The 17,150-nt window shown below is 73.9% G+C and carries 15 protein-coding genes; 13 read left to right on the forward strand and 2 right to left on the reverse strand.

Annotation, left to right across the window (positions count from 1 at the left end; all coding sequences use genetic code 11):
• Positions 1–10: 10 nt before the first annotated feature.
• From ACNYC2_RS13050 to ACNYC2_RS13110, 13 genes are read left to right on the forward strand one after another with little or no spacing between them, the layout of a single operon-like run.
• Positions 11–406 carry a hypothetical protein gene (locus tag ACNYC2_RS13050; protein ID WP_419707425.1) on the forward strand — a complete coding sequence of 132 codons (396 nt, stop codon included), beginning with the start codon at positions 11–13 and terminating at the stop codon, positions 404–406.
• A gap of 16 nt (positions 407–422) precedes the next feature.
• Positions 423–701 carry a hypothetical protein gene (locus ACNYC2_RS13055; RefSeq protein WP_419707426.1) on the forward strand — a complete coding sequence of 93 codons (279 nt, stop codon included), beginning with the start codon at positions 423–425 and terminating at the stop codon, positions 699–701.
• Positions 702–703: 2 nt separating this feature from the next.
• Complete coding sequence (locus tag ACNYC2_RS13060) at positions 704–1,225, forward strand: hypothetical protein (RefSeq protein ID WP_419707427.1); 522 nt, start codon at positions 704–706, stop codon at positions 1,223–1,225.
• Positions 1,222–1,635, forward strand: a complete 414-nt coding sequence (locus ACNYC2_RS13065) for a hypothetical protein (protein ID WP_419707428.1) — start codon at positions 1,222–1,224, stop codon at positions 1,633–1,635. The genes ACNYC2_RS13060 and ACNYC2_RS13065 overlap by 4 nt, the downstream gene beginning before the upstream one ends.
• Positions 1,632–3,353, forward strand: coding sequence for a hypothetical protein (locus ACNYC2_RS13070; RefSeq protein WP_419707429.1), 1,722 nt, complete (start codon positions 1,632–1,634; stop codon positions 3,351–3,353). Before ACNYC2_RS13065 ends, ACNYC2_RS13070 begins: the two co-directional genes overlap by 4 nt.
• A 7-nt stretch (positions 3,354–3,360) precedes the next feature.
• Positions 3,361–3,708 carry a hypothetical protein gene (locus tag ACNYC2_RS13075; protein ID WP_419707430.1) on the forward strand — a complete coding sequence of 116 codons (348 nt, stop codon included), beginning with the start codon at positions 3,361–3,363 and terminating at the stop codon, positions 3,706–3,708.
• Positions 3,705–4,184: a hypothetical protein gene (locus tag ACNYC2_RS13080; RefSeq protein WP_419707431.1), complete on the forward strand. Its 480-nt coding sequence runs from the start codon at positions 3,705–3,707 to the stop codon at positions 4,182–4,184. Before ACNYC2_RS13075 ends, ACNYC2_RS13080 begins: the two co-directional genes overlap by 4 nt.
• Before the next feature lie 5 nt (positions 4,185–4,189).
• Positions 4,190–5,497 carry a baseplate J/gp47 family protein gene (locus ACNYC2_RS13085; RefSeq protein WP_419707432.1) on the forward strand — a complete coding sequence of 436 codons (1,308 nt, stop codon included), beginning with the start codon at positions 4,190–4,192 and terminating at the stop codon, positions 5,495–5,497.
• Positions 5,494–8,613 (forward strand): LamG-like jellyroll fold domain-containing protein, encoded by a 3,120-nt coding sequence (locus tag ACNYC2_RS13090; protein WP_419707433.1) that lies wholly within the window; start codon positions 5,494–5,496, stop codon positions 8,611–8,613. Before ACNYC2_RS13085 ends, ACNYC2_RS13090 begins: the two co-directional genes overlap by 4 nt.
• Positions 8,606–9,220 carry a hypothetical protein gene (locus ACNYC2_RS13095; RefSeq protein WP_419707434.1) on the forward strand — a complete coding sequence of 205 codons (615 nt, stop codon included), beginning with the start codon at positions 8,606–8,608 and terminating at the stop codon, positions 9,218–9,220. Before ACNYC2_RS13090 ends, ACNYC2_RS13095 begins: the two co-directional genes overlap by 8 nt.
• A gap of 49 nt (positions 9,221–9,269) precedes the next feature.
• Complete coding sequence (locus ACNYC2_RS13100; protein ID WP_419707435.1) at positions 9,270–10,322, forward strand: hypothetical protein; 1,053 nt, start codon at positions 9,270–9,272, stop codon at positions 10,320–10,322.
• 48 nt (positions 10,323–10,370) lie between these two features.
• Positions 10,371–14,540 carry a hypothetical protein gene (locus ACNYC2_RS13105; protein WP_419707436.1) on the forward strand — a complete coding sequence of 1,390 codons (4,170 nt, stop codon included), beginning with the start codon at positions 10,371–10,373 and terminating at the stop codon, positions 14,538–14,540.
• The gene (locus ACNYC2_RS13110) at positions 14,537–14,713 is read left to right on the forward strand and encodes a hypothetical protein (RefSeq protein WP_419707437.1); all 177 of its coding nucleotides are present in this window, start codon (positions 14,537–14,539) and stop codon (positions 14,711–14,713) included. The genes ACNYC2_RS13105 and ACNYC2_RS13110 overlap by 4 nt, the downstream gene beginning before the upstream one ends.
• Here ACNYC2_RS13110 and ACNYC2_RS13115 read toward each other — a convergent pair.
• Complete coding sequence (locus tag ACNYC2_RS13115; RefSeq protein WP_419707438.1) at positions 14,653–15,234, reverse strand: response regulator transcription factor; 582 nt, start codon at positions 15,232–15,234, stop codon at positions 14,653–14,655. The two genes, ACNYC2_RS13110 and ACNYC2_RS13115, sit on opposite strands and share 61 nt — an antisense overlap.
• 198 nt (positions 15,235–15,432) lie before the next feature.
• Positions 15,433–17,124: a glycoside hydrolase family 27 protein gene (locus ACNYC2_RS13120; protein ID WP_419707439.1), complete on the reverse strand. Its 1,692-nt coding sequence runs from the start codon at positions 17,122–17,124 to the stop codon at positions 15,433–15,435.
• Between the last annotated feature and the right edge of the window lie 26 nt (positions 17,125–17,150).

Below are 17,150 nucleotides of genomic sequence, written 5' to 3' on the forward strand. Positions count from 1 at the left end.
AGACGCAGCCATGGCCGACAGCTGGGGTAGCCGGCTGGAGGTCCAGCTCGACGGCAAGACCATCTCGCCGATCACGAGCTTGACCCCCACCTTCAACGTGCCGCACACCGTGCTGCACAGCATCGAGGCCGACAACGTCGGCATCATCCGCCAGCCCTTCACCGTCACGTTCGTCATGGCGATCCCCGCGATCGCCACGGCGGTGGCCGACCTCACCGAGCTCGCCCTGACCGGTGGGGAGTTCGACGTCGCCGTCGTGGACAAAGAGGGCGACGACTGGGTGTTCAAGGCGCTGAAGTTCCGGCGCTGCTTCGTCACCAGCGCGGCACCGAGCAACATCGTGGTCGACAACGTGCCGCAGGCGAGCTTCACGGTCACCTCGCTGGACCTCGGCATCGAGGCCTGACATGTCGAGGTCTGGTATGGATTCCGACGACGTCGACCTCTCCGGCGCCGCACGTGTCGAGCAGACGGGCATCGCCCTCGTCCACGAGGGCGAGCTCGTGGTGCCCGCGCCGGGCGCCCGGGCCGGCTTCTCCGGGCCCGGGGGCGACGGCGAGGGCGACGGCGGAGGGCCCACCGAGGTGCACTACTGGTTCCCGGTGCAGATCGAGGTGGTCGGCCTCGACGAGGCGACCGCCGGAGCGGTCGTGAACCGGGTCTTCGAGGAGCTCGGGCGCGAGCTCGAGAACCGGGGCTGACCATGGGGGTGTTCTCGGAGCAGGCGACCAACTTCCCGGTCATGGTGGGCCCGGTGCCGCTGTTCGCCGTGCAGTCGATGGTGCTCACCGACGGCTACAAGATCGAGCGCGTCTACGGCAGCCGCTTCTCCCAGGCACTCATGCCGACGGCGAAGACCATCCAGATCGAGGCGACCCTCGCCGGCCCGGAGCGGCTGCTCCTCAAGCACTTCCTCGAGGACCTGGCGCTCGCCACCCGCTGGGCGGCGGCGGCCGCCGCGCCGCTGCTCGCCGTGGCGGGGATCCCGGTGGTCTCCGGCATGACCGTCGCCACCGACATGCAGATCACCGACCTGAAGTTCACGCACTCGGTGACCAAGCGCGAGGCGCTGGACGTGGGTATCACCCTGGTCCACGTCTCCCGCACCGCGATCGGCGACCTCGTCGGGGTGGGCCTCGACCTGGCCCTGGCCATCGCCACGGCCGCGCTGCCCACCCCCGGTCCACCCAACCCCGTCACCCGAACGCCCGAGGAGGGACCATGACCGTGTCCGCCCTGGCGCAGCCGGTCGCCGGCCTGACCAGCCTTCCGGTCAACCCCGACGAGGGGTTCCCGCAGTCGTTCCTGCTCGCCCTGGCGGGCCGCACCTACCAGGTGGAGCTCTACGTGGACGTGCCGGAGCACCTCCTGCCGCGCGAGCCCGGCCAGCGCGAGAGCGTCGACGTCGTGGGCGGCGCCGCCGGCCCCGCCATCGGGCTGCTGGTCGCCGCGATCGCCCGGCAGGAGCCCGACGGCACCCTGGTGTCCCTGCTGCGCCGCCGGCTGCTGCCCGGCCTGCTGTACACGGCCCGCGAGCTGCTGCTCGTCGTGGACGAGGTGTACGTCGCCGCCGGGAACCTCAACGGGGCCGGGCCGTTCGGCTCCGTGCTGCGGGCCCGGGTAGGTGCGCGATGAAGGGCTTCGTGCTGTGGCACAAGATCACGCTCACCCCCGCCGGCCCGCCCGCCGGTGCGCTGGCGGCGGTCGCGAGCGCCTTCGGGCTCGGCCTGCCCCTCACGATCAGCAACAGCGTCTACGGCCTCGGCCTGGTGCTGGACGCGGACGTGAAGATCACGGCGCAGGAGGGCGCCAACGCCACCGCGTTCACCGTCACCGTCTACGACGTGCCGGAGAAGACGGTCGGCCTCATCGAGGCCGAGACCTCCAAGGACAAGAAGGGCTCCCTGCGGGCCGAGATCTCCCTCGGCTACCTCGACAAGTTCCTCTACACGTGGGCGGGCAAGCCGGTGCTGCGCGGCCGGGTCACCTCGGTGGAGCCGGAGATCGGCGACGACGGGCGGCACCGGCTGGTGCTCAAGGGCCAGGAGGAGACGGGCTACCTGCTCCTCAAGGCGACCGCCACCGCGAAGCTCGACGGTTCGGGCAACCTCGACGACCTGGTCCGGAAGCTGCTCGCCGACGTGCCCGCCACCGCGACCGGCGGGATCCGGCTGGCACCCGGCTCGACGCTCGGCACCACGACCAAGGACTTCACGGTCCGCAGCGGCTCGGTGCTCTCCGCCCTGGCGCAGCTGACCGAGCAGGCGGGCAAGGCGCTGGTGGTGGGCGACGGCGTCGTCGCCATCGGACCCGCCGTCGGCACGCAGAAGGCTCCGGTGGAGCTGCTCGCCGCGGAGAACCTGGTCCAGCTCGGCACCGTGCAGAAGGAGGAGAAGAAGGACGACCCGGCGGCCGGCGAGGAGGCCACCGAGCTGGTCAAGAAGGGCACCGTCACCGTGCTCGGGCACCCGGGCCTGCGGGTGGGCCAGTCCATCGTCTCCGACGTGCCCAAGCTCGCCGGGCTGCGGCGCATCGTGTCGCTGGCCGTGAGCTACTCCATGAAGACGGGGTACGTGTGCGAGCTCGTCGTCACCGACGAGAAGGACGGCACGCGCAGCAAGGCCGCCACCCCTGCCGGCAAGGTGGTCGACGAGTTCAACAAGAAGTTGCTCGCCGCGCGGCAGGACCATCCCGCCGTCGACGTCGGGGAGGTCTCCGCCTACACCGCGGGCTCCGGCGCGGCCTCCGGAGAGGCCCACCGTGTCACCCTCGGCTACTCCCAGGCGCCCGAGAAGGACGTCAAGGCCCCGAGCGTCGACTCACCGGTGTCCACCGAGGACGTGCTGGTCAAGAAGCCGGTGGCCGCGGTCTTCGCCTTCGACAAGGTGGGCCTGGTGACCCCCGTCTACCCCGGGATGCGCGCCCTGCTGGCGCACAACCGTTCCCTGACCAACGACGCGGTGGTGGCCGGGTGGCTGTGGCCCACCAAGCCCACGGCGAGCAGCCCGCCGCCGAACGAGCCCGGCGACTGGTGGCTGGCCCTGCCCACCGGGCTGGGCTCGGACGGCAGGCCCACCGGCAAGGGGGTCAACGACCTCACCGACGCCCACGGGGCGCGGGTGATCCAGGCGCGCGCCCTGCACATCGTCGTCGGCGCGGATGCGCTGCCGGACGTCGGCACCCGGCCCACGGTGCCCGCTGACGACACGATCACCATCGAGCACGCCAAGGGCGCCACCATCACCATCGACGCCGACGGCGCCGTCTCCGTGACGACCAAGCAGAAGAAGATCACCCTGGGCAACGGCCAGGTGACGCTCGCGCTCGACGGCGCCGCGGTGAAGGTCGAGTGAGGCGACCATGGCCACGATCCTGACCACCGGCTCGAAGCTCACCTGCCCGCACGGCGGCACCGTCCAGCTCAGCGCCGGACGCACCCGGCTCACCGTGGCAGGCAACCCCGTGCTGGCCAAGGCCGACGTCGTGGGCAAGCCGGTCTCCGGCTGCACCACGGTCACCAACCCGCAGGCCGGCACCAAGCAGTGCCTGACGGTGGCGTCGGTCCTCGCCGGGGAGGCGGGGCACCTGTCCGTGGGCGGGATGCCGGTGCTCACCACCGACGCCCAGGGCCTCACCGACGGCCTGGCCGGCGGCCCCGTGCAGTGGTCCGTGCAGTCCGCAGGACACACGTCGCTGGAGGCGTCATGAGCACCCGGGCGGAACGCGAGCGGGCGACCTACGGGTTCGGCCTGGCGCTGGACGACGGCGACCTGGTCCTGACCGACGGGCGGCTCGCCGAGACGTCCGGCCTGGCCACGCTGCGCCAGGACCTGCAGGCGCTGCTCGCCACCCCGCTGGCCGGCGACCGTCTCGACGTGCGCTACGGGCTGGACCTGCGCGACGCGCTCACCTCCGCCCTGCCGCGGCACCTGGTCAAGGAGGTGCTGCGGATGAACATCGTGCGCACCATCGCCACCGACCGGCGGGTCTCCACCATCGAGCGTGTCCAGTTCGACGACGACCCGGAGTTCCTGGCCGCGCACCCCGGCGCCCGGCCGGACCCCGCCACGCGCAGCGCGCTGGTGGAGATCACGCTGACCCCGGTGCCGCTCGTCCTGTCCGTGTCAGAACCCGCCTCGATCGCGGACACCCGAGTCCAGATCCTGGCCGACGTGAGGTGGTGAGGACCGTGCCCCAGTACGGAGTGACGCCGGACGGCTACGTGGTCAAAGGGCTCGACGTAGTCCTGTCCGAGGCGTTCACCCGGGCTCGTGAGGCCTTCGGGCCGGAGGTCGACCTGACCCCGACGAGCCCGCTGCGCAAGATCCTCGAGGTCACTGCGCAGGAGGACGCCGAGCTGTGGAAGCGGCTGGAGGCGAGCTACTACGCCCTGTTCGCCTCGACCGCGGACGGCGGGACGCTCGACCTGCTCGGCGAGGACGTCGGCGTGGACCGGCTCGCGCTCCACGCCACGGGCGAGGTGACGCTCACGCTGGGCGGCGGCGTGCCCGGCCGCTCCTACCTCGTCAACGAGGCGACGGTGCTCGCGACCGGTCCGGGCGGGCCGCTGTTCACCACGGTGGGCGCGGTGACCCTCACCGCCGGCTCCCCCGTCGCCGTCGTCGGCGTACGGGCGCTGGTGCGGGGCAGCACGGGGGACGTCGCCGCCGGCGCGATCTCCGCGATCGACGCCGCCCACGTCGCGGTCTACTTCGCCGACCTGGGACCGGCCACGATCACCGTGACCAACGCCGATGCGACGTCGGGCGGGCTCGCCGCCGAGGAGGACGACGCCTATCGCGGGCGGCTGGTCGGCACCGCCCGCACGCTCTGGACCATCGAGGCCGTCCAGCAGTCGGTGCTCGCCGTCGACGGCGTGATCGACGTGCTCATCTCCGACCCGCTCGGCGGGGTGGACGTGACCCAGTCGTACTTCGGGCTGTTCGACTTCGGCCGGCGGCTGTTCGCCGCCGAGCGGCGGTTCGGCGAGCCGTACCTGTTCGACGTGGTCGTCGCCCACGAGTTCCGCTGGCCGTGGGAGACCGCGGGCCCGGTGCCCGGCGTCTCCGAGCGGGTGCGGGCGGCGCTGGACCTGGTCCGGCCGCCGGGGGTGCACCCCAACGTCATCGAGGCCGACCACGTCGATGTCGGCGTACGCGCGCGGCTCGTGGTGCAGCCCGGCACCGACCAGGACGCCCTGCTGGCCCGGGCCATGCAGCGCATCGGCGCCGAGACCGCCGCGCTGCGCCTGGGCGGCGACGTCCTCTTCGCGCAGGTGATGCGGGCGCTGACCACCGAGCCCGGCGTGGTCGACGTGCAGGCGATGCACCTGCGCCGTGGCCCGGCCGTCTTCGGCCGGTTCAGCCTGGGGCCGGTGGGCTACCGCTCGGTGGCCCACGAGGCGGGGGTCGGGGAGAACCTCGAGATGGGACCGACAGAGCTCGCGGTGTTCCGGCCCGACTCCGGCCTCAACGACCTCGAGGTGGTGCTGCCATGACCACGCTCCCGGCCCTGCTCGCCCCGCCCGCCCTGTCCGCCCTGCGGGACCGGCTGACGCTGCCGTTCGCGCGCGGCGCCGAGCTCCGCGAGCTGATCCTCGCCGCCGGGGCCACGCCGTCGGATGCGGTGGTGGTGCCCTACGGGTTCGGCGAGTACCTGGCGCTGTACGGGCGCGAGCCGCAGCCGAGCTACGTGCTGCGCGCCGTGGTCCCGGTGGTGGACGGCACCACGGTCCAGGTCACCGGCACCGACCCCGTCGTCGGCCCGTTCACGGTGACCGTCACGCCGGGTGCGGCGGGCGACGGCGACAGCTTCGCCGTCTCCCTGCCCCCCGGTGCGACCGCCGCCGCGCGCCTGACCAGCCTCACGGAGGCGGCGGTCCCCGCCGGCGACCGGGCCGAGACGCGCTGGGCCCTGACCGCGCTGCTCGGGACCACCGCCCGGATGCTCTGGGTGATCGGCGCCGAACGGGACCGGCTCGCCCGCCTGGAGCGCGAGGTGTACGACCAGCGCACCGTCGCCCGGACCGGGACGGCGGCCCTCGACCTCGTCGGCGCCGACCTGGCGGTGCCGCGGTTCCCGCCCACGCCGTACTCGGTCGACGACGCGACGATCGCGCTGTTCCACCTCGACGACGAGCCGGGCGCCACCCCCCAGGTCGCCGACGCCGCCGCGCTGTTCCCCGGGCGGAACCCGCACCACGGCGCCCTGTCCGGCACACCGCCCACCGCCCTGCCCACCGCGGCGCCCGGCCGCTGGCGGACCGGCCTGCACTTCGGCGCCGGCAGCCAGGTCACCCTGGCCGCGCACACCGACCTCAACATCGGCGCGACCCGAGGCTGGACCGTCGACTTCTTCGTGCGCCCCGACCCCGGCTCGACCCTCGGCACCGTGGTGTTCCGCGGGCCGGGATCGCAGCGCTGGGCGGTGGAGATCGGTGACACGGGGCTGGGCGGGGCGAACTCGGTGCGCGCCACGGTGTCCGACGGCGCGACGAGCCTGTCCGCCACCGCCGCCGTCGACCTGCCGACCGACCGGTTCAGCCACGTCGCGGCAGTCCTCGCCCGCGACGGCGGCACCGCGCGCCTGTCGGTCGTGGTGGACGGCCTCGAGCGGGCGGTCGACGCCGGACCGCTCGGCGCGGTGACCGGCGGCGGCGCCGTCCGCCTCGGACCTGGCGGCACCGGCTTTCGCGGCACGCTCGACGAGGTGCGGTTCAGCACCGTCGCGCGCACCCACTTCCACCCGGCCCTCGGCGAGTCGGACGAGAGCTACCGGGCCCGGCTGACCCTGTTCCGCCGCTGGGAGCTGCCCACCCCCTCGGGCCTGCAGGCGGCGCTCAACCGTCTGGTCCCGGTGCTCGACGGCGTCCCGGAGCCGCTCGTGGTCGACGACACCGACGGTGCCGCCCGCGGCGGAGGGGTGGTGCTGCGGGTATGGCCGCGCGCCCTGGCCCTGATGGAGTCCATGGACGGCGACGGCCGTCCGGGCGTGCGCGAGGAGGAGATGTGGCCGCGGGTGGACGGCGCCGCGCAGCAGGCGTTGCTGGGCCGCTGCGCCGACCCGCGCGTTGCCTTCGCGCCGGTCGCCGTCGAACCGGACCGTGCCCCCGGCCTGCCGGACCCGGCCCCGCGCCGGATGCGACCGGCCGTGGCCGCCGCGCTGACCAGGCTGGCCGACCTGTTCGCCGCCCAGGGCCTCGCCGGTGTCACCGTGGCGGCCGGCTGGGACGCCGCCGCGCCGGGCGCGCGGGCCGACGGCCGCGCGGTGCTCCTGGCGGCGCCGGGCGTCGGGCCGGGCCGGCTGGCCGCGCTCGCGCACCGGGCCGGTTTCGACCTCGTCGAGCACCGGCCGCGCAACGAGGTGTACGCGGCGGTCGCACCAGGGCGGGCGCTGCTGCTCGGCCCGTCCGGCAGCGGCGCGCAGCTCCAGGAGGGCCGCACCCCGCGCGTCGAGACGGGCACCGCCGTGACCGTCGAGGCCTCGCTGGGTACCGCCCTGTTCGACGGCGCGACCCTGCCCGCGGAGGCGTTCGTGCGGTTCTCCCTGCTGGGCGCCGCTCCCGGCACGGTCCTGGACCAGGTCGCCGGCGCCCACAGCGCGACCCTCACCCCCGCCGCGGCCGGACCGCTCACGCTCTCCGCCGACGTCACCCTCGCCGGACGCACCACGACCACCACCGTCACCCTCCAGGTGCTGCCCACCCCGCTGCCCGACGGGGCGTCCGTCGCCGCCGACGGCACCCCGGGGGTGAGCGAGGACGTCGTCGGGACGCATCCCGGCTTCGACCCGGCCTACCTCGGCACGATCACGGACCCGAGAGTCACCCTCGGGCCCTCCCCCGACGACGCGCGCGTGGACCGCGGCCTGCTCGCCCCGCTCGCCGCCCTGCTGGACGCCTTCGACGAGGACGGACAGGTGGGCAGCCTGGCGGTGGTCTCCGCCTTCCGGCCCGCGGCGCCTCCCGGGGACCTGGCCCGGGAGGGTCGGCGGCTGGTGCTCGACCACACGGTGCTGGGCGGCGGGCGGCTGGCGATCGCCGCCCACGCCGCCGGGTTCGCCTACGTCGAACGCGACGGCGACCAGGTGGCCGTCGCCACCCCGCCCGGCGACCCCGTGAGCGTCACCGGACCGCTGGAGCTGGAGGTGGACGAGACGATCGGCCTCACCGTCGACCCCGACCCGGCGGTGGTCTCGGCCACCACCCGGCTCGGCTGGTCCAGCGCCCAGGTCGTGCCCACCGCCCCCGACCGGCAGGGCGTGCGGCTGCTGTCCACCACGGCACCCGCCGTCAGCGTGACCGGCAGCTCGCCGGGCCGCACCTGGGTGCGCGCCACCCTGCGCGAGGCCGGGGCGGCCGGGCCGTACGCCTTCGAGGTGCGGCTGCGGCCCGAGCTGGCCGCCGCCCACCTCTCCCTCGACCAGTACTTCCTGCTCATGAACGCCCTGCACACCCTGCACCCGGTCGGCGTGGAGGTGCTCACCGAGAAGCTCCGCACCGCCGTCGTCGAGCTCAGCACTGCGCCGGGCGGCATCGACCCGAGCTTCACCTATCCCACGTTCCGCATGCACCGGCCCGTCCGGTCGCTGACCAAGGAGACTCCCCATGGCTAACGTGAGCTTCACCCCCGCGTTCACCCACACCCCGTGGGTGGACAACCGCGACCGCGTCCAGGCGTCGGGGCCCAACGGCTTCAACGTCCGCTTCGCCGCGCTGCAGTCCGACCTCGGCAACCTGTCGGCCGTGGTGCAGCAGATCGACAGCGCCCTCGACATCCTCGAGGCCGGGCCCGGCACCAGCACCCGGGTCGTCACGCAGGCCCCCGTGCTGGCGCCGATCAGCGGCACCGGGAGCTGGACGCACGACGCAGCGGGCAACGCGTTCCGGGCGGGCGCGCTGACCTCGCTCTCCGGGATCGCCGCCGTCGTGCTGCCGCAGGGCGTCACCCTCTCCAGCCTGCGCGTGATCGGCACCAACTCCGGGGGCGGCGCGCTGCGGATCGACCTCATGCGGGCGCCCCTCGCGGGGAACGCGCCCGCCGACCGGGTCGCCCGTGTCGTGGGTGACGCCGCCCCGTTCGACACCACCGTCGCCGCCACGGCCGGGCTTGCCGTCGTCGACAACGCGACGTTCCGGTACTTCGTGCTCGCCCTCCTCAACGGGGCGGGCGCGGCGGACAGCGTCAGCCTGTCCGGGTTCCAGATCAGCTATCTCGCCTGACCGGCATACCTCACCAACACTGCCGGTCCAAGACCTAAGGAGCACAACCGTGGCACTCTTCCTGAGCATCGACTTCGGCCTACCCGGCGCCGTCGACACGCAAGGCGCGCGTCCGTACACCGGCCCCAACCCGCTCTGGAACAACTCGAGCATCTTCATCGACGGCGGCCCGAGCCAGACCCAGACCAAGGTCGGCACCCCGACGTCGGTCAAGGTGCGCGTGTCCTCGGCCGGCGAGGCACGCAACTTCGTCACCGTCGACGCCTACGTCATGGCGCCGTTCGCCGGGCCGCTCACCCCGGCCGCCGCCGTGCGCACCCTGCAGGGCTTCGCCGGGCAGATCACCCCCGGCTCCGGCGCCCCCAACCCGCTCGACCCCCACGTGGTCACCTGCCTCATCCAGGACCCGGTCCTGGGTGGCGTCCCGTGGACCCCCACCCAGGCGGACATGGACCGGACCACCAACGGCCACTTCTGCCTCATCGCCAACGCCCACGCCGAGGAGCCGGTCGACGGCGCCACCGTGCCCGGTGCCACGCCCTTCGACGTCGTCAACGACCCGCACCAGGGACAGCGCAACATCAGCGTGCTCCAGGACAAGTCCCTCAAGGCGTTCACCTTCCAGGTCTTCGGTCCGGCCGACGGCGAGAAGTTCGCCCTGGACATCCAGCAGTTCGGCGCCAAGGAGTTCGGTGCCTCCGAACGCTGGCTGCTCACGTCGCTGGCGAACGTCAAGGCGGTGCCACGGGGCGGCCAGCGCCTGTTCCTCACCGGCCGCAAGGGCGTCGAGGACATCCCCCTCACGCAGAGCCGCAAGGGCCTGCGGGGGCAGCTCGACCTGGGCCAGGCCGGCACGCACGACCTCGCCGGGCTGGCCAGGGTCGGCGGCCAGGTCAAGGCCGCGCTCGCGGAGCGCCCCGGTGCCCTGCGGGACTGGGGCGACGGCCGCCTCGTCCTCCAGGCGGGGCCGAAGGGCCTGACGGCCACCGTCGCGGTCGAGCGCGACGACGCCCCCGGCACGCTGCTCGGGTTCGACGCGGTGGTCCGCGACGCCGCGGGCAGGTCGCTCGGCGGGCTGCGCATGCTCACCCTGCAGAAGTAGGACCTGAAGAAGCAGGACCCGCAGAAGCAGGACGGGAAGGAGGACGCCGTGCAGCTGGTCCACTGCCACGTGCCCGTCACCGTGCGGCTGCACGGTGTCCCCGACGACGCCGCGCTGGAGGCCCTGTGCGAGACGGTGGGCCGGGCGGTCCGCGAGCGCCTCGCCCAGGCGGAGCGGGTGGTCGCCGAGCGGGTGGTCGCCGCGCCGGCCGCCGGGGGCGACCGGGCCGCCGGGGCGTCGTCGGGCGACGACGTCGCCGAGCCCTGGGACGACGGTCGTGACCTGCCCGAGGGGTACGCGATCCCGTCGTACGACGGGAAGGGCCGCTTCATCCCGGTGCCCGTCACGGGGCCTCCCCCGGGACGGGCCTGGCGGGTGCTGCACAGCACGAACGTGCGGGCGGCGACCGGGGAGTTCTTCGACTGGGTCGAGCAGGTCGCGACGCGCGGGCAGGCCGAGTGGGGCGCGGCCCTGCCGCAGCGGGCGCTCTACGAGGACCTGAGCCTGCGTGAGCACTACGTGGCGGTCTGGGTGGTCGAGGTCCTCGCGCCGACCACGTTGAGCGAGCTCACGGCGTTGGTCAGCGCGCGTGCGCGGGAGCTGCTCGGCAGCCGCCGCGGGCGCACGATGCTGCACGCCGCCACGTTCGTCGAGGACCACGTCTCCGAGCTCGCCGCCTTCGACACGGAGGGCCGGATCGCCCAGCTGCCGCTGCTGTACCGGACGAACGCGCGCCGGGTGGTGGGCAGCGGTCCGACGACGAAGCTGCTGCGCAGGGCGCGGGTCGTGTGGGCGGGCATGGAGCTGCCGGAGATCACCTCCGGGGCGCTGTTCGAGGCCGGGCCTTCCGGCACGGTGCACGTGCCCCTCACGGAGGCCGGTACGGACGTGGATCCGGTGGCCTTCGAGAGGCGGCACGGGCTGACCTGGCAGGCGATGCTCGACGAGGCGGGCGGCCGGGCGGTGCGCGTCGACTACCTGCCGCTGCGGGCCCGCCGGAGCCTGACCGAGATCGCCGCCGACTACGCGGGCCGTGAGCTGCTGGACGCCGTCGCGCTGCCCCCGCCGGCTCCCGGCGTCGTCCCCGCGGCGTTCGTCGCCCATGGCGACGCACCCGTCGTCCCGGCGGCCGTGCGCGACGCCGTCGCCGCCTGGTCTGCGGCGCTGCCACCGCTGGCGCCACCGGCGAAGGGCTCGGCGAGGGACTCAGCAAAGGACAGAGCGCTGCTGCCGGCGAGCCCGCGCGCGGCGGCGGGCGCGATCGCCGTCGCCTGCCGGGTGCACCTGCCGTTCGACGCGGAGACGCTCGGCGCCGCGCGGCTGCGCCCGGTGGGCCGCGTGTGGGCCGAGCAGCTGAGGGCGCTGCTCAGGAAGGACACCGAGGACCGGGAGTGGAAGTACCTGCTGAACACGTGGTTCGGCCGGCTCGGCGCGGCGCCGGAGGCCCGGCCCGACGGCGGGACGGCGTGGGAGTACACGTTCGGGGAGCTCGCGGCCTCCGGGCACCTGGTCGCGCTGTTCGACGCCGTCGCGTACCACAAGTGGTGGGCGCTGACCCTTCCGCTGCTGCAGCACAGCCGCGCGACGTCGTACGCGAACCACCCGCTCGTGGCCGCCCTGTTCGCGAAGGCCACCCAGCACTGGCTGGACACGCGCGCCAACTCCTACACGGCCTCCGGTCCGGGGGTGGCGGCATCGGTGGCGGTCGACCGGGACGAGGACTTCCGGCTCACCGTCGGCGGGTCGGACGTGCTCGGCTCGTTCAGCTCGGCGTTCCTGCACGAACGCACCGTCAACGAGCTGAAGGCCGACGCCGCCGCGCGGTTCAAGGCGGCGATCCTCGCGCAGCGCGGGACCATCGTCGCCCAGGTCGCCGCGGGCAAGGCGCCCGGCCTGTCGGACGACGAGTTCCTGCGCGCGGTGGTCGCGGCCGCGTGCGAGAGCGCCCATCTCTCGGAGGACGACTTCGAGGAGGTCACCGTCCAGTCGAGCCTGCAGCTCGTCGACGTCGCCTTCACCCCGCAGTACGGCCTGCCCCGCTGGCGGGTCACCCTCGTGCGGGTCGAGCGGCGCGGGGAGGACGGCCCCTGGACGCGCGTGGGCGAGACGTTCACCAGGTCCGACGACGACTTCGAGGCGTCGATCACCTACGCCCGCCTCGGCAAGGCCGGCGAGTTCTACCAGGCGTTCGGGCTGGCCATCGTGATCATCGGCGTCGTGGCGGTGGCGTGGGAGGCCGGCATCATCGCGGCGCTGCTCTCCGCAGCGGGTGGCGCGAAGATCGTGCTCGCCTCCATCGCGATCTCCGAGCTCATCTACATCGTGCGGGTGCTGTTCTTCGACGCCAAGCTCTCCCTCGAAGGGTTCCTCCTCGCCGCCGTGGAGGGGTACCTCAACGCCCTCGGCTTCCGGGCCGGCGGGCTGCTGGGCGCCAGGCTCGGCCGCTCCGTCACCGGCGTCGGCGCCGCGTCCGTGAGCCGGGTGTGGGCGGGGATCGTCGTCGAGAAGCTGGCCGTCGCCGTCGTCGGCGGGACGGTGTCCGGCGCACTGACCCAGTTCGCGCACGACGTCGTCGAGATCGCCGTCCGCGACGGGACGCTGTCGAGCTGGACCACCTACGTCGAGCGCATGACCGTCGGCGCGGCCTTCGGGCTCCTCGCCGAGTTCGGCCTGTCCCCCGTGCTGCGCGCCCTCGGCTCCGGGGGCCGCACCGCGGTCGGCGCCGTCGACGACCTCGTCACGCAGCTCCGGGCCGAGGGGTTCACGCTCGCCCAGCTCGGCGCGGGAACGGCCGAGGCGCTCGCCTCCCTGCGGGGCGCCGTCACCGTGTTCGCCGGCGAGGCGGCCGTCAGCGGCCTCCTTGCCGCGATGACCAAGCAGGTGGCCCCCGTGTTCTCGCGGTTCCTGGCCCAGACCACGGCGCGTCGCGTGCTCGAGCTGTCCGGGGCCAAGTTCTCCCGGCAGGCCGTCCAGGGGCTCGAGCTGTTCCTCCAGGCCGCCGACGACCCCGCCTCCAGCGAGGCCGCCCGCCGCCTGGCCCTCACCTTCGCGAAGAGCCCGCAGCAGGCCGTGCACCTGATGGAGGTGCTCGCCGCCCTGGAACCGGCCCAGGCCAAGCACCTGCTCAGCGGCACGTTCACCACCGCGGAGGACCTCTCCGCGTTCCTGTCCCGGATCGCCCACTACACCCCCGACCAGCAGCGCGGCGTCCTCGCGCTGCTGGCAGAGGCCGGGCTCGTCGCCCGGCCGCCCGGCGGCGGCTCGGCCGCCCAGGCCGTGATCGACACCCAGTTCGAGCGCGCCCTGCGGCTGCAGGCCGAGTCCGCCCGGCTCCACGCCGTCCGGCTGCGCCGGCAGGCGCACGAGCTGCTCGACGACGCCGTCGTGGCGGACCGGGTCGGCAAGAAGGCCCGGGCCGACGTCCTGCTGGACCAGGCGGTGGCCCGGGAGGCCGAGGCGGCCAGGGCGCTCCAGCTCGCCGACGACCTGGCCGCCGGACGGACCGACCTCTCCCGCCCCGCCCCGCCCGGCACCATTCCGAAGGACCTGCCCGGCGACGACCCGGTGGCGCTCGCGGCCGAGCTGGACGCGGCCCTCGACGCGCTGGAGGCCGGCACCGGCGGGCCCGTGCACGCGGTGTGGATCAACCTGCGGGCACGGCAGCTCGGCCCCGAGCACACCAAGGCGCTGAGCCGGGTGCTGTTCAGCTCGCGCAGCGGCAACCCGGTGGTCTTCCGCATCGAGGGCGGCACCGCCGGGGTCGGCCAGCGGTCCAAGGAGTTCATCTCGGTCGACGCCCTCGGCAACGCCCGGGTGCGCACGGGTGGGCAGAAGCTCAACATCAACGTCGGCTCGTTCGACCGTGCGGTCGAGTTCCTGCTGGAGGCCAGGCCGGGCGCGCGGCTCAAGCTGTTCGAGATCGACGCGACGTACCTGAAGAACCTGCGTTCGGTGCTCACCCCGGAGCAGGGGCACCCGACGTGGCTGGCCGACGTCGACGCGGCGGGCAAGGCCGTCCCCGGCACCGCGGCACCTACCCCGGGCCGGATCGCCGACGTCCAGGGGGCCGGCCGCTACGTGGACACCCGGCAGGCGGCGGACCAGCTCCAGCTGGACGGGGCGATCGCGGCAGAGCTCAACGAGTTCATCGTCCCCGGCACGGGGCGCACCCTGGAGTTCACGGCCCGCACCGCGGGCGGGAAGGCGGTTCCCCGATGAGGGTCGTCGTGCACGAGCCCACCGTGGAGGCACCCGAGGAGGCGGCCCAGGTGGCCACCGCCGTCCTGGCCGCCCTGGCGGCCGAGCTGAGCACGCTGTCCGACGGCGGCGGTCAGGTCGCGCCGAGCAGGCCCGTGGAGCGGGCGACCAGCACGGCGCTGAGCCGGTCGTGACAGTCGAGCTTGCGATAGGCCTGCTCCAGGTGCTTGTGCACGGTGCGGACGCTGATCCCCGCCCGCCGGGCCACCGCTGCCGCGGTCAGGCCCTCGCCCACCAGGGTGAGCACCTCCGTCTCACGACGCGTCATCGGACCCGCCACTGACCTGGCCGGGTGGTCGGTCGCCACCATCGCCGGGTCCGCCAGCATGGGCGCCATGCGCGCGGCCGCCTCCAGGTCCGCCACACCGAAGCCGGCGTCGGACACCAGGCGCCAGCCCGCCAGCCGTTCGACGCCGGGCGGCACGGCCAGCAGGATCGCGCCATCGGCGGCCAGCGCGGGGCGCAGCAGAGGCAGGCTCGCCAGCTCGGCCAGCACGGCGCCGACGCCCACCCAGCCGCACTCCCGGGCCGCGCAGCCGACGTCCCAGGTCGTGACGGCGACGGCGCCGTTGACGTGCTGACGCACGAGCGAGATCAGGCGGCAGCCCAGCGCGCGGCCGACCAGGCTGACGCCCAGTACGCGGTACCCGACCATCCCGACCTCCGTGACCGCACCGTCTCGGATCCTGTCCCTGCCGATCTCTCCAGCGACTTCTCTAGCGATTTCTCTACCGATACGGACTGCGGGGACGGGCCGACTGGTACGCCCGGAGCGGGTGAACACCGGATCCGGTGCCAGAAGGCCCCCGACCTGCGCGTCGGGGGCCTTCTGTGTTGCTAGCTGTGCTGCCGGCTACCGGCGCGTCCAGAGCTGGTTCGCCGCGCCCGTGCACGTCCAGAGCAGCACCGCGGTGTTGTTGGCGGTGAGGTTGCGGTCGACGTCCAGGCACAGGCCGGACCGCACGCCGCGGATCGTGCCGTCGCCCTGATGGGTCCACTGCTGGTTGTTGCCGCCGTTGCAGTCCCAGAGCTGCACCCGGGTGCCCGCCGTGGCGTCGAGCGGGGCGTCGAGGCACTTGCCCAGCGACCGCAGCGTGCCGTCCGTCGGGGTCCACGTCTGGTTCGGCGCCGAGCCGCAGTCCCAGATCACCAGGCCGGTGCCGTTCGCCGTGGCGCTGCCCGGCACGTCGAGGCAGCGGCCCGAGGCGGAGCTGACGAGCGTGCCGGCCGGCGGCTGGGGCGTGCCGCCGGGGCTCACCTTGAACAGCGCGACGCCGTGCGCGGCGACCTGTGCGGTGAGCTGCCCGGTGGTCGTACCCGTGGCGCCGGTCCACAGCTCGCGGTGCGAGTGCGTGCCGGAGCCGAGCCCGACCTGGCCGAGCGTGGTCGAGATCTGCCGGCTGCCGGAGCCGCGGTTGAGCAGCGCGACCGCTACGGAGCCGTCGTCGAGCGGCTTGGCCCAGACCTCGGCGTCACCGTCGTCACGCACCCGGTCCGCCTGGCGCACCAGCGGGTCCTGGTCGATCGCGAGGACGTCGCGGTTGGTGAGCACCGCACGCACGTCGGCACTCATGTTCCTCAGGTCGTTGCCCGCGACGAGCGGGGCGCTGAGCATCGCCCACATGCTCTGGTGCGCGCGGTTCTCCGTGGGCGTGAGCGTGTTGCGCACGCCGACCATGAGCATGTCGGGGTCGTTGTACCGCCCGGGCCGGGTCCACTCGCGCATCGGCTCGATGATGTCGAGGGCCTCCGTGATCCCGACGAAGCAGTCGGCCGACGGCGAGCAGCCCGTCGACCAGGCGTCGTCCAGGTCCTCGGAGGTACGCCACATGTCCGAGAAGTCGCCCCAGCCGGAGTAGGTCGGGGCGGTGTTCGAGTGGGCGCTGTTCGGGTTGATCGAGTAGACGATGGGGCGGCCGGTGGCCTTCAGCGCGTCGCCGAACTTCTTGAACAGCGCGGCCTGCTCCGTCACGGTGCCGCGCGGGTCGCACCAGTCGTGCTTGACGTAGTCGACGCCCCACGAGGCGAACAGGTTCGCGTCCCGGGTCTCGTACCCGTTCGACGACGTCCCCGGGAGGTTCGCGAAGTACTGGTTGCAGGTCTTCTCCCGCGGCGCGTGGTAGATCCCGAACTTCAGCCCGCGGGCGTGGATGTAGTCGCCCAGCGCCTTCATCCCCGACGGGAAGCGGTCCGTCCGGGCGCGCAGGTTGCCTGCCGCGTCGCGGGTGTCCTGCATCCAGCAGTCGTCCACGACGACGTACTGGTACCCGGCGGCGGCCATCCCCGAGCTCACCATGGCGTCCGCCGTCTCCCGCACCATCTGCTCGTTGATGTTGCAGTAGAAGCTGTTCCAGCTGTTCCAGCCGAGGGGCGGCAACGGCGCCGGCTCGTCGACGGTCGGGTCGGGCGCGGCAGCGGCCGCGGCAACCGCAGCGGTGGTGGCCGGAGCGGCGGCACCAGCCACCGGTACGACGGCGAGCATGGACGTGGTCAGCGCGGTCGCGGCGAGCAACGAGAGCAGGCGGCGACGAGACGGGTTCTTCACGAGCACTCCTTCGTGCGGTGGTGATG

The sequence above is a fragment of the Promicromonospora sp. NFX87 genome (assembly GCF_048564965.1).
In the GTDB taxonomy this organism is placed as follows: Bacteria; Actinomycetota; Actinomycetes; order Actinomycetales; family Cellulomonadaceae; genus Promicromonospora.